Annotated in this window: 12 protein-coding genes; 10 read left to right on the top strand and 2 right to left on the bottom strand. The window is 63.5% G+C overall.

The features are described 5' to 3' along the window. Positions 1-10: 10 nt before the first annotated feature. The gene (locus E8F06_RS02485; protein ID WP_280363856.1) at positions 11-580 is read left to right on the top strand and encodes a DUF1285 domain-containing protein; all 570 of its coding nucleotides are present in this window, start codon (positions 11-13) and stop codon (positions 578-580) included. Positions 581-632: 52 nt separating this feature from the next. On the opposite strand, the gene E8F06_RS02480 is transcribed toward E8F06_RS02485, so the two are convergent. Continuing rightward, positions 633-2297, bottom strand: coding sequence for an electron transfer flavoprotein-ubiquinone oxidoreductase (locus E8F06_RS02480; protein WP_280363853.1), 1665 nt, complete (start codon positions 2295-2297; stop codon positions 633-635). Between the two features lie 319 nt (positions 2298-2616). Here E8F06_RS02480 and E8F06_RS02475 point away from each other — a divergent pair, with 319 nt between their 5' ends. Together E8F06_RS02475 and E8F06_RS02470 are read left to right on the top strand one after the other, a co-directional pair. Continuing rightward, a complete protein-coding gene (locus E8F06_RS02475; protein ID WP_280363850.1) occupies positions 2617-3366 on the top strand; it encodes an electron transfer flavoprotein subunit beta/FixA family protein in 750 nt (249 codons plus the stop codon). A gap of 1 nt (position 3367) precedes the next feature. After that, positions 3368-4297 (top strand): FAD-binding protein, encoded by a 930-nt coding sequence (locus E8F06_RS02470; RefSeq protein ID WP_190829816.1) that lies wholly within the window; start codon positions 3368-3370, stop codon positions 4295-4297. A 195-nt stretch (positions 4298-4492) separates the two neighbouring features. Here E8F06_RS02470 and E8F06_RS02465 read toward each other — a convergent pair whose 3' ends face one another. Further along, a complete protein-coding gene (locus E8F06_RS02465) occupies positions 4493-5422 on the bottom strand; it encodes an alpha/beta hydrolase (RefSeq protein ID WP_280363846.1) in 930 nt (309 codons plus the stop codon). Between the two features lie 115 nt (positions 5423-5537). Here E8F06_RS02465 and E8F06_RS02460 point away from each other — a divergent pair, with 115 nt between their 5' ends. From E8F06_RS02460 to E8F06_RS02430, 7 genes are all read left to right on the top strand, one after another. Then, entirely contained in the window at positions 5538-6353 is an 816-nt protein-coding gene (locus tag E8F06_RS02460; RefSeq protein ID WP_280363844.1) for a transporter substrate-binding domain-containing protein, read from the top strand. Positions 6354-6367: 14 nt separating this feature from the next. Continuing rightward, on the top strand, positions 6368-6724 hold the full coding sequence (locus E8F06_RS02455; RefSeq protein ID WP_190829810.1) for a DUF4398 domain-containing protein: 357 nt from the start codon (positions 6368-6370) through the stop codon (positions 6722-6724). Further along, entirely contained in the window at positions 6721-7533 is an 813-nt protein-coding gene (locus E8F06_RS02450) for an OmpA family protein (RefSeq protein ID WP_280363840.1), read from the top strand. Before E8F06_RS02455 ends, E8F06_RS02450 begins: the two co-directional genes overlap by 4 nt. Before the next feature lie 154 nt (positions 7534-7687). After that, the gene (locus E8F06_RS02445; RefSeq protein ID WP_226282285.1) at positions 7688-9121 is read left to right on the top strand and encodes a PLP-dependent aminotransferase family protein; all 1434 of its coding nucleotides are present in this window, start codon (positions 7688-7690) and stop codon (positions 9119-9121) included. Positions 9122-9244: 123 nt separating this feature from the next. Continuing rightward, the gene (locus E8F06_RS02440) at positions 9245-10969 is read left to right on the top strand and encodes a VWA domain-containing protein (protein WP_280363836.1); all 1725 of its coding nucleotides are present in this window, start codon (positions 9245-9247) and stop codon (positions 10967-10969) included. A 1-nt stretch (position 10970) separates the two neighbouring features. Further along, a complete protein-coding gene (locus tag E8F06_RS02435; RefSeq protein WP_280363833.1) occupies positions 10971-11561 on the top strand; it encodes an RNA polymerase sigma factor in 591 nt (196 codons plus the stop codon). Next, positions 11558-12226, top strand: coding sequence for a hypothetical protein (locus E8F06_RS02430; protein WP_280363832.1), 669 nt, complete (start codon positions 11558-11560; stop codon positions 12224-12226). Before E8F06_RS02435 ends, E8F06_RS02430 begins: the two co-directional genes overlap by 4 nt. The last annotated feature ends 123 nt before the right edge of the window (positions 12227-12349 follow it).

The raw sequence follows: 12349 nt of genomic DNA, 5'->3' as shown, positions 1-12349 counted from the left end.
GGAGATTGAAATGAGCGATCCCGGCAAGGCCGGCGACCTGCTGGCGCAGATACCCAAGGGCGACAAGCCCGGCGGCGCGCCCGTTCATCTGTGGAACCCGCCGTTCTGTGGCGACATCGATATGCGCATCGCCCGGGACGGCACCTGGTTCTATTTGGGCACGCCGATCGGCCGCAAGCCCATGGTCAAGCTGTTTTCCAGTGTGATCCGCAAGGATGGCGCGGACTATTTCCTGGTCACGCCCGTCGAGAAGGTGGGTATCCAGGTGGAAGACGCACCCTTCGTGGCCGTTCAACTGCAGGTCGAGGGGGCAGGGGAGGAGCAGCAGCTGCGCTTCATTACCAATGTGGAGGACGAGGTAGTGGCGGGTGCGGTGCATCCGCTACGGGTCGAGCTGGACCCGGAGACCCAGGAGCCCTCACCCTATGTGCTGGTGCGTACCAACCTGGAGGCGCTGATCCATCGCAATGTCTTCTATCAGCTGGTGGAGTTGGCAGAGCCGCGTGAGATCGATGGCATCACGTGGCTTGGTGTGTGGAGCGGTGGGGAGTTCTTCCCTATCGGACCGCTGCCGGAATAGCCGGAAGGCGGACATGAAAAAGGCTCCCGAGGGAGCCTTTTTCGTGCCTGCATTACATGTTGGGGTAGTTCGGGCCGCCGGTGCCTTCCGGGGCTACCCAGGTGATGTTCTGGGCTGGGTCCTTGATGTCGCAGGTCTTGCAGTGGACGCAGTTCTGGGCGTTGATCTGGAAGCGCTTGGCGCCATCTTCCTGAGTCACCACTTCGTACACGCCAGCCGGGCAGTAGCGCTGCGCCGGTTCATCGTACAGCGGCAGGTTCTTCGCGATCGGGATGCTCGCGTCGGCCAGCTTCAGGTGGCAGGGTTGTTCCTCTTCATGGTTGGTGTTGGAGAGGAATACCGAGCTCAGCTTGTCGAAGCTGATCTTGCCGTCCGGCTTCGGATAGTCGATGCGCTGGGACTGGGCTGCCGGCTTCAGGCAGGCATAGTCCGGCTTGTTGTCGTGCAGGGTGAACGGGAGCTTGCCGCCGAACCAGTTCTGGTCGACGTAGTTGAACGCACCGCCAACCAGGGCACCGTACTTGTGAATCGCCGCGCCAAAGTTACGGCTGCGGAACAGTTCGTCGTACAGCCAGCTGGACTTGAAGGCGTCGACATAGTTGGTCAGCTCGTCACCACCTTCCTTGCCAGCGGCCAGGGCGGCGGCCACGGATTCGGCGGCCAGCATGCCGGACTTCATGGCGGTGTGGCTGCCCTTGATCTTGGCGAAGTTCAGGGTGCCCAGGTCACAGCCGATCAGCGCGCCGCCCGGGAAGACCATTTTCGGCAGCGAGTTCAGGCCGCCTTTGCAGATGGCGCGGGCGCCGTAGGCAACGCGCTTGCCGCCTTCCAGGTACTGCTTGATCACCGGGTGGTGCTTGTAGCGCTGGAACTCGTCGAAGGGCGACAGGTAGGCGTTGGCGTAGGACAGGTCGATGATCAGGCCTACGACCACCTGGTTGTTTTCCAGGTGATAGAGGAAGGAGCCACCGGTATTCTCGGTGCCCACGATGTCCATCGGCCAGCCGGCGGTGTGGACTACCAGGCCGGGTTGATGCTTGGCCGGGTCGATGTCCCAGATTTCCTTGATGCCGATGCCGTAGTGCTGGGCGTCGGCTTCGGAGTCCAGGTTGTACTTCTTGATCAGCTGCTTGCCGATGTGGCCACGGCAGCCTTCGGCGAACAGGGTGTACTTGGCGCGCAGTTCCATGCCGGGGGTGTAGTAACCCTCTTTCGGGTTGCCTTCACGGTCCACACCGAGGTCGCCGGTGATGATGCCGCGTACCACGCCATTCTCGTCGATCAGCGCTTCCTGGGCGGCGAAGCCCGGGTAGATCTCAACGCCCAGGCCTTCGGCCTGCTGGGCCAGCCAGCGGCAGAGATTGCCCAGGGAGATGATATAGTTGCCCTCGTTGTGCATGGTCTTGGGCACGAACAGATCGGGAACCTTGATTGCGGAGTCGGCATCCTTGAGCATATAGATGTCGTCGCGGGTTACCGGGGTGTTCAGCGGGGCGCCCAGTTCTTTCCAGTCAGGGAAGAGTTCGTTCAGGGCTCGCGGTTCGAATACGGCGCCAGAGAGAATGTGGGCGCCCACTTCGGAACCCTTCTCGACCACGCATACGCTGATCTCTTGACCAGCTTCCGCGGCCTTCTGCTTCAGTCGGCACGCGGCGGACAGGCCAGCAGGGCCAGCGCCGACGATGACGACGTCGAATTCCATGTATTCGCGTTCCACAGTCAATCTCCTCAAGGCTCTTCGATATTTTGTGTTGGAGGGCTAGGCTCGATCCCTGACCTGAGCTGGCGCATTATATCCAGAGCCTGTGGCTGGTCCAATACAAACGTTTGTTTGAATTTTGTGAAGCCCTGATAGGATAAGGCTCTGCGGCTTATGGCGGGGCATTTTGCTGTATTGACCGGAATAGGCGATCCGGTCAAGATACGGGCGGTTTTGCGCTCGCTGTCTGGGCTGAGAGTCGGTTCCGGCCGACCTGCATCACTGGCCAGGCTCGTCTTGGCGACATTCTTATTAACCGGAGAGTAACGAGGAATCCATGAAGGTTCTTGTAGCTGTCAAACGAGTGGTCGACTACAACGTCAAGGTCCGCGTCAAGGCGGACAACTCCGGCGTCGACCTTGCCAACGTGAAGATGTCGATGAACCCCTTCTGCGAAATTGCCGTGGAAGAAGCCGTCCGTCTGAAAGAAAAAGGCGTAGCGAGTGAAATCGTCGTCGTCACCATCGGCCCGAACACCGCTCAAGAGCAGCTGCGTACTGCCCTGGCCCTGGGCGCTGACCGCGCCATCCTGGTCGAGTCCGCCGACGAGCTGAACTCCCTGGCCGTGGCCAAGGCGCTGAAGGCTGTGGTCGACAAGGAGCAGCCGCAACTGGTCATCCTCGGCAAGCAAGCCATCGATAGCGACAACAACCAGACCGGCCAGATGCTGGGCGCCCTGACTGGCTATGCCCAGGGCACCTTCGCCTCCAAGGTTGAAGTTGCTGGCGACAAGGTCAACGTCACCCGCGAAATCGACGGCGGTCTGCAGACCGTTGCACTGAACCTGCCGGCGATCGTCACCACCGACCTGCGCCTGAACGAGCCGCGCTACGCGTCGCTGCCGAACATCATGAAGGCCAAGAAAAAGCCGCTGGACGTGGTTACCCCGGACGCCCTGGGTGTTTCCACCGCTTCCACCGTCAAGACCCTGAAAGTCGAAGCGCCGGCCGCCCGCCAGGCTGGTATCAAGGTCAAGTCCGTGGCCGAGCTGGTCGAGAAACTGAAGAACGAAGCGAAGGTGATCTGAGATGGCCGTCCTTGTAATCGCTGAACACTCCAATGCCGCGCTGGCGGCCGCCACCCTCAACACCGTTACCGCCGCTCAGAAGATCGGTGGCGACATCCACGTTCTGGTTGCCGGTCAGGGTGCAGGCGCTGCCGCCGAAGCCGCTGCCAAGATCGCTGGCGTGTCCAAGGTGCTGGTAGCCGACAACGCTGCCTATGCGCACCAACTGCCGGAAAACGTCGCTCCGCTGATCGCCGAGCTGGGCAAGGGCTACAGCCACGTGCTGGCCCCCGCTACCACCAACGGCAAGAACTTCCTGCCGCGCGTAGCCGCGCTGCTGGACGTTGACCAGATCTCCGAGATCATCGCCGTTGAAAGCGCCGACACCTTCAAGCGTCCGATCTACGCCGGCAACGCCATCGCCACCGTGCAGTCCTCGGCTGCCGTGAAGGTGATCACCGTGCGTACCACCGGTTTCGACGCCGCTGCCGCTGAAGGCGGTTCCGCTGCTGTTGAAGCTGTGGGCACCGTGTCCGACGCTGGCAAGTCCGCCTTCGTTGGCGAAGAGCTGGCCAAGTCCGACCGTCCGGAACTGACTGCTGCCAAGATCGTCGTCTCCGGCGGCCGTGGCATGCAGAACGGTGACAACTTCAAGCACCTGTACGCCCTGGCCGACAAGCTGGGCGCTGCTGTTGGTGCTTCCCGTGCCGCTGTCGACGCCGGCTTCGTGCCGAACGACATGCAGGTCGGCCAGACCGGCAAGATCGTTGCCCCGCAGCTGTACATCGCCGTGGGCATCTCCGGTGCCATCCAGCACCTGGCCGGTATGAAGGACTCCAAAGTCATCGTCGCCATCAACAAGGACGAAGAAGCCCCGATCTTCCAGGTGGCTGACTACGGCCTGGTGGCTGACCTGTTCGAAGCCGTACCGGAACTGGAAAAGCTGCTGTAATAGCGCTTCCCGGCTTGCCGTACAGAAAACCCGCTCCTCGGAGCGGGTTTTTTTATGGCTATGTCTGAATTAGCTGCAAGAGCCATGTGGGAGCTAGCTTGCTAGCGAAAAGGGACCATTCGCTGGCAAGCCAGCTCCTACGGGCAATACAGCTACTTGCAACCCTTAATGCAGACACAGCATTTTTACTGTCTGTCAGCCGCGGCTAGCGTCGAGGAAGGCCTGGTAGTGGCGGGCGGTTTCCTCGGGGCGCTCGATCATGGGCGCGTGGCCGCAGTCCCGCATGATCACCACACTGGGTTTCTTCAGTAGCGGCTTCATCACCTCGATGCTGGACACATCCAGCACCCGGTCGCGATCGCCCCAGAGCAGCAGGGTAGGGGCCTCGATTCGCGGCAGTTCGGGCTCCAGCGGAACGTAGCGCTCGCGAAGCTGGCGGAAGACTTCATCGTAGTGCGCTTCATTGGTCATGGACTGCTCGGCCAGGTAGGACTTCACCGACTCAGGCAGGGGCGGCGGCTCGACGAAGACGAAATCCAGCATGCGCTGGAAGTCCCCAGCGCTGCGCACCACCAGCGGATTGGGCTGGCCGCTTTCGATCAAGTTGAACAGCTCGCTCTTGTTCGGCGCCGTGATGCCGCCGTTGTCGAACATCGCCAGGCTGCGCACCTGCTGCGGGTAGCGGGCCGCGAAGAGGCCGGCAATATGGCCGCCCATGGAGTTGCCTACCAGGTGGACCTTGCCCAGCTCCAGCGTCTTGATGAAAGACTCCAGGCGCTCGGCCTGGGTGCCGACGTCGTAGCTGCCAGCAGGCCGGTCGCTGTCCCCGAAGCCGGGCAGGTCCAGGGCGATGACGTGATAGCGCTGGGTGAAATGGCGGGCGAATCGCAGCCAGTTGTCCTTGTTCGCGCCGAATCCATGAATCATCACGATGGTTTCGCCCTTGGCCGGGCCGCCCTCGTAGTAATGGATGCTAAGATCGCCCAGCGCGACCTGCCGCTCCGACAAACCGGCGAGCTGGCGTTCCACCAGGCGCACGCTGGCGGTCAGCGTAGCGGGGGAGAAGTAGAGGGTTGCCGCCGCAGCCGCCAGCAGCATGACGACTGCGATGATGAATTTCTTCATGGCCTGTCCTTATCACGAATAGTTCTAGAAGCCGCCTGTACGCTAGCATGAAGCTCGTTCCAGGCGATGCCGCCCACGCTGCGGCCAATCGAATGTCCAGTCCGGGAAACCTCAGATGCCAAGATTCCACCGCTCGTTCCTTCTCCTCGTGCTGTGCCTGCTTCCCGGACTCGGGCAGGCGGCTGGGAAATGCGAGCGCCTGGTGGCCACCGGCAATCCCGAGTACCCGCCCTACCTCTGGCGTGACCCAGAGAACCCCAAGCAACTGATAGGCGCCAATGCTGACCTGCTCAAGCAGATCGCCAAGGAGCTCGGGCTGAAGGTGGAAATCCTCTACACCGGTCCCTGGTCCCGCGCCCAGGATGAAGTCCGCACCGGCCGGGTCGATCTGATCGCCGGAGCCTTCCTCACGCTTCCGCGCCTGGAAACCATGGACTACGTCCATCCGGCGTTTCTCGAAACCCAGAGCGTCGTCTGGGTGAAGCGCGACAAGGCATTCCCCTACAGCGGCTGGGACGACCTGCGCAGCCATACCGGTGGCACCCTGGTGAAGAACAGCTTCGGCCAAGCCTTCGACCAGTTTGCCAGGGAAAACCTCAAGCTCGAGGAGGTCCCCAGCCTGACCCAGGCCTACCAGAAGCTTCTGCTTGAGCGCACCGAGTATGTGCTCTACGAGCGCTACCCCGGCCTGGTGCTGGCCGACACCCTGGGCATGGCCGACGATCTGGTCGCCCTGGAACCGCCGATTTCCAGTGAAGGTCTGTACCTGACCCTGTCCCACAACTCGGCCTGCAACGATCCCTGGCTGCGCGGACAGTTGGCCAAAAAGATGACAGAATTGGTCGCCGCCGGAGTGCCGGAAACCCTGCTGCAGCGCAACCTGGAACGCTGGAAGGCACTGCAGATGCAACCGGTCGCCACGCCCGAATGATTAGGAACCCTCTAGTGAGCAAGACACCCCTGTTTGCAGCCGGTCTGGCTGTGCTGGCCCTGGCCGGCTGCGCCAACGACCCGGCGCCCATCGAACAGATGCGCCTGACCCACAAGGCGGTGGAGCAGGCCACGGCCGTTGGCGCCACCGATCAGATCGAGGAAATGAAGCTTGCCCAGGAGAAGCTCGCCCTGGCCGAGAAGAACATGGGTGAGCAGGACTACAAGCGCGCCCGCATCCTCGCCGAGGAAGCCGAACTGGACGCGCGCCTGGCCGAGGCCAAGGTGTTGACCAAGAAGAGCCAGGACCAGTTGGCCGAGCTGACGTCGCGGATCAATCGCCTGCGCAAGCAGTTGGGAGATGTGCAGTGAAGCGGACTCATGCTTTGACCGCCGGCCTGTTGATCGGCCTCGGCCTGCTTGGCGGTTGCGCCAACCAGCAGCAGACCGAACAGAGCCTGGAGCAGGCCCGGCAGATGTTCCAGAAGGTCAAGGAGGACCAGAGCGTCCTCAGCGCCGCACCCAAGGACGTGATCCGGGCCGGCGAATCCCTGGCCCGCGCCGAGCGACTGTCCAGCTACTGGGGCAACGATGTCGACGTCGTCCATTACGCCTACCTGAGCCAGCGCTACAGCGAAATCGCCAGCCAGAACAGCGAGCAGAGCCAGAACCAGGCCCGCGCCGCCAAGCTGCAACTGGAACGTGAGCGCCTGCAACTGGCACTGCGTGAAGCCAAGATGCTCAGCGTTCAGCAGCAGGGAAAATGGCTGGAAGAGCAGATGATTGCCCTGGCCGCTACCGAAACCGATCGCGGCCTGGTGATGACCCTGGGTGACGTGCTGTTCGATACCGGTCACGCCGACCTCAAGGCTTCGGCCAACCGCACCGTGCTCAAGCTAGTGCAGTTCCTCCAGCTCAACCCGCGACGCGTTGTGCGCATCGAGGGCTACACCGACAGCAGCGGCACCAAGCCGGACAACCTCAGGCTTTCCACCGACCGTGCGCAAGCGGTGGCCGACGCCCTGGTTGACCTCGGCATCGATGCCAAGCGCATCCAAGTCCAGGGTTATGGGGAAGCCTTCCCGGTGGCGGAAAACGCTTCCAACCGGGGCAGGGCGCAGAACCGCCGCGTGGAGATCGTCTTCTCCAACGAAAAGGGCGAGCTCGGCCCGACACGCTGATGCCCGTAAACAAGGGCCCCGGTTGCCGTTCGGCACCGGGGCTTTTTAGTGCCTGGACAAATTCACTGTAACGGCCACAATTTCCCGATCTGTACCGGTGCAGTTACAGAGTGTTCGGATAGTGTTTCGGTCCAGTGATACAGGTGCCGCCTACATGACCAATCTGTTGCTTTACCAGCGCATCGCCCAGCAACTGGCCGATGACATTCGCCGTGGCGTCTACCAGCCCGGCGAACGCGTACCCTCGGTGCGCAAGCTCAGCTCCCAGCTCAATGTCAGCCACGCCACGGTGCTGCAGGCCTACGCCAGCCTGGAAGACCAGGGTCTGATCCGCGCTCGCCCGCAGTCCGGTTTCTACGTGCACCAGACGCCGGCCCTGACCGCATCTACCCCGGATATCGCTCGTGTCGAACGCCCGGGCCTCGTCACCCGCGCCAGCATCATCCAGCAGGTACTGGCCGAATCCCGCCGCGAAGGTGTGTTCCCCCTGGGGGCGGCGGTTCCCCATGTCGATTACCTGCCGGTGCGCACCCTGCACCAGCAACTGGCCAAGGTCACCCGTTTCCATAGCCCGCGTGCCTTCAGCTACATGTTCAGCCCTGGCTTCGAACCGCTGCGTCGCCAGGTGGCCATCCGCATGCGCGATGCCGGCGTGGTGGTGGACCCGAGCGAAGTGGTGATCACCCACGGCTGCGTGGACGCACTGCAGATGAGCCTGCGGGTGCTGACGCGTCCCGGCGACCTGATTGCTACCGAGTCGCCGACCTATTACGGCCTGCTGCAACTGGCCGACCTGCTCGGCCTGAAGGTGATCGAGATTCCCAGCGACCCCACCACCGGCATCAGCCTGGAGGCCCTGCAACTGGCCGCCAACCAGTGGCCGATCAAGGCGCTGGTGTTGACCGCGCGACTGAGCAATCCCTTGGGTGGCACCATTCCCGAAGAGCGCCAGAAGCAGCTGCTGCGCCTGTCCTCGGACTTCGACATCCAGATCATCGAAGACGATATCTACGGCGAGCTGATGTTCGACCAGGGGCCGTCCAAGGCGATCAAGGCCTACGACCTCGATGACCGGGTGATCTACTGTTCCAGCTTCTCCAAGACCCTGTCGCCTGGGGTGCGCATCGGCTGGATGATCGCCGGCAAGTACCAGGCGGAAATCCAGCGCCTGCAGACCTTCAGCACCCACTCGGCGTGCAGCGTTACCCAGATGGGGGTGGCCGCCTACCTGGAGAATGGCGGCTACGACCGGCACCTGCGCTACATCCGCCAGGAGTACCGGAAGAACCTCACCGCATTCCAGCTGGGCGTGCAGCAGTACTTCCCCGAAGGCACCCAGATCACCCGTCCCAACGGCGGCTTCATCCTCTGGATCAGCCTGCCCGCCAAGGTGAACACCAAAGACCTGCACGTGCGCGCCCTGCAGCAGGGCATCAGCATCGCGCCGGGGCTGATCTTCAGTAACACCGAGCAGTTCAACCACTGCGTGCGGCTGAACTGCGGCATCCCGTGGAATCGTGAGGCCGAGCGGGCCATCATGACCCTCGGCATGCTGGCCAAGCAGCTCTGCCAGGAGGCCGGTCTGTAGGGGCGAATTCATTCGCCAAGGGCTACAAGGCAGCCTTTCAGAAATCCACGCAGCCTTAACCCGTTTGGCAAGGCGCCTCCGTCTACTGGTGCGAATGGCTCATTCGTTCCCAGGAGGCGTCCCATGTCCAGCCACAGTTTCCTTCAGCACCAACCCCTGGCAGCCGGCTTCACCGCCGGCCTGCTGCTGGCCCTGGCCGCCTGCAGTGCGCAGGATGCGTCTGCACCCGCCAGCGGCAAGGCCGAGGCGCCGCCGCCCGCATCGATCCAGGTCGAGCCTGAACTGCGCGAGGAGAGCAAGGCCAGCGCGCCGGCAGCCATGGCCAAGCGCGCCGACTACGCCGCCGAGGTCAGGCAGATGCCCATGATCGCGCCTGCACCCATGGCGGATGCGTTGCAGCCGGGCTATCGCGATGTTCCCCGCGAGCAGTACCAGCATGTTCCCGATAACCCGGTTCACGCGGTTGCCAGCGATCCGGTCTCTACCTTCAGCATCGATGTCGACACCGGCAGCTACGCCAATGTGCGGCGCTTCCTGAACGGCGGGCAGCTGCCGCCGGCCGATGCCGTGCGGCTGGAGGAGATGGTCAACTACTTCCCGTACCACTATCCGCTGCCGGAAGGCGACGTGCCCTTCGGCATCGGTATCGAGCAGGCGCAGACCCCCTGGAATCCGCAAACCCGCCTGTTGCGCGTGGCGATAAAGGCCTCCGACAGCAGCGTCGAACAGCTCCCGCCGGCTAACCTGGTATTCCTGGTGGACGTCTCGGGCTCCATGGACCGCCGCGAAGGCCTGCCCATGGTGCAGGGCACCCTCAAGTTGCTGGTGGACCAGTTGCGCCCGCAGGATCGAGTCTCCCTGGTCACCTATGCCGGGGAGGCGAGGGTGGTACTGGGCTCCACGCCCGGCAACGAGAAGGCGAAGATCCGCGCGGCCATCGAACAGCTGAGCGCTGGCGGCTCCACGGCGGGCGAATCGGGCATCCAACTGGCCTATGCCGAAGCGCAGAAGGGCCTGATCCCGGAAGGCATCAACCGCATCCTCCTGGCCACCGACGGCGACTTCAATGTCGGCATCAGCGATTTCGATAGCCTCAAGCAACTGGCCGCGCAGAAGCGCAAGGGCGGGGTTTCCCTGACCACCCTGGGTTTCGGCGTGGACAACTACAACGAGCGGTTGATGGAGCAACTGGCCGACGCTGGCGACGGCAACTACGCGTACATCGACAACCTGCGCGAAGCGCGCAAGGTGCTGGTGGACCAGCTCGGCTCCACCCTGTCGGTGGTGGCGCGGGACGTGAAACTGCAGCTGGAGTTCAACCCCGCCGAAGTGAGTGAGTACCGCCTGCTGGGCTATGAAAATCGTGCTCTGAAGCGGGAAGACTTCAGCAATGACAAGGTGGATGCCGGCGAGATCGGAGCCGGGCATACAATCACCGCGCTCTACGAGGTCGTGCCCGCCGGTGCCAAGGGCTGGCTGGAGCCGCTGCGCTACCAGAGCGCAGCGAAAGCCGAGGGCAAGGCTGGCGAACTGGCCTGGTTGCGGGTGCGCTACAAGGCACCGGGCTCGGAGCAGAGCCGCTTGCTGGAGCGCCCCATCGCAGTTGGCAAGGTCCTCCCGCTGGACCAGGCCAGCGAGGACCTGCGTTTCGCCGCTGCGGTTGCGGCCTTCGCCCAGCAACTCAAGGGTGGTCAGTACACCGGAGACTTCGGTCTGGCCGACAGCGCCGGGCTCGCCCGTGGAGCCCGTGGCGACGATCGCTTCGGCCTGCGCGGCGAGTTCGTGCAACTGGTGGAACTCGCGCAAAGCTTGCAAACTCCTGCCCCATCCCACGCGCGGAAGGAATGACGTGAACGCGACTCTCACGGATGACGACGCCGCCTTGCTGCGGCGTTACCGGAATGGCGATGCCGAGGCCTTTGGCGTGCTTTACGCGCGCCATCGCCTCGGTCTCTACCGTTTTCTCTGCGGCCTGTGCGGCGACGGCGCGCTGGCCGAGGAAATCTTCCAGGAGACCTGGCTGAACCTGATCCGCAGCGAGTCATCGCCACTCGGGCAGGCCAGCTTCAAGACCTGGCTCTACCAGATCGCCCGCAATCGCCTGATCGACCATTGGCGCAAGCACGGCCGCCTCCAGGGCCGTGAAGAAGCCTTCGATGAGACGCTGCACGGCGAGGCGCTGCCGGGGGAGAGCCCGGACCCCGAGCGGGAACTTTCCCTCAGCCAGGACCAGCAGCGCCTGCGCGCGGCCCTGGACGAACTGCCGGGTGAGCAGCGCGAGGTATTCCTGCTGCGCGCCCACGGTGACCTGGAATTGACCGAGATCGCCGAACTTACCCGCACCCCCGCAGAGACGGTGAAGAGCCGCCTGCGCTATGCGTTGCAGAAGTTGCGTCGGCTGTTGGCCGACCCGGCTGCGGCCGAGGAGGTATCCGCATGAACCAAGACCCGCACAAGCCGGACGCCATGGAACGGGAACTGCTCGAACACTATCGCCGCCACAGCCACGATGAACCGTCGGCGTCGCTGGACCAGCGCATCCTCGCCGCGGCGACTGCCCAGGCCGCCCAGAACCGGCCTGAACGTCGCCCGTCGCTCAGTGAGCGTCTGCACGCCTGGCTGTTTGGCGCTGGCGGCCGGCAGCGTTGGGCGGTCGCCGTGGCTGGCTTCGCCACCCTGGGCATCGGCCTGAGCCTGACCTTGCGCACCCAGGACGAGGCCCAGCAGCGCTTCGACGCGCCGCCTGCCAGCCCCGCGCAGTACTCCGCGCCGGCCCCGGCCGCCGCGCCCATGTCCAGAGCCGCACCGGCCACGCTCGCCAGCCCCCCGGCCCAGGCTGAGAAGAAGGCGTCGGCCATGGCCGATAGCGTCAGTGAAGAGGCACGCCAGGCGGAGTCCATGCACCTGGAGGAGACGGCACCCAAGACGGAGATGGCCAAGGCCAAGGCGGCGCCTGCCGAACTCGACGCTGACCTGCGCCGCGTGCTGGAACTGGAGAAGGCGGGTAAGCGCGAGGAAGCGCACAAGCTGCTGGACGAACTGCAGGCGCGCTATCCGCAGCGAGATATTGCGGCAGAACTGCGTGAGCTGGAAGGTGAGCGCTGAAGGCGATCATGGCGGACTTGCCACGATGCTGGCCAAGGTGGAGCATTGCGCCATCTTCACCCTGGCAAGTGCTTTCATGCGTTCGATTCATCTGCTTTGTGCCGCTCTGGCACTGACCCTGCT

The organism is Pseudomonas sp. BN411 (genome assembly GCF_029871235.1).
GTDB lineage: Bacteria > Pseudomonadota > Gammaproteobacteria > Pseudomonadales > Pseudomonadaceae > Metapseudomonas.
Note: the sequence above shows the minus strand (reverse complement) of the source record. Positions and strands in the feature narration are given on the sequence as shown.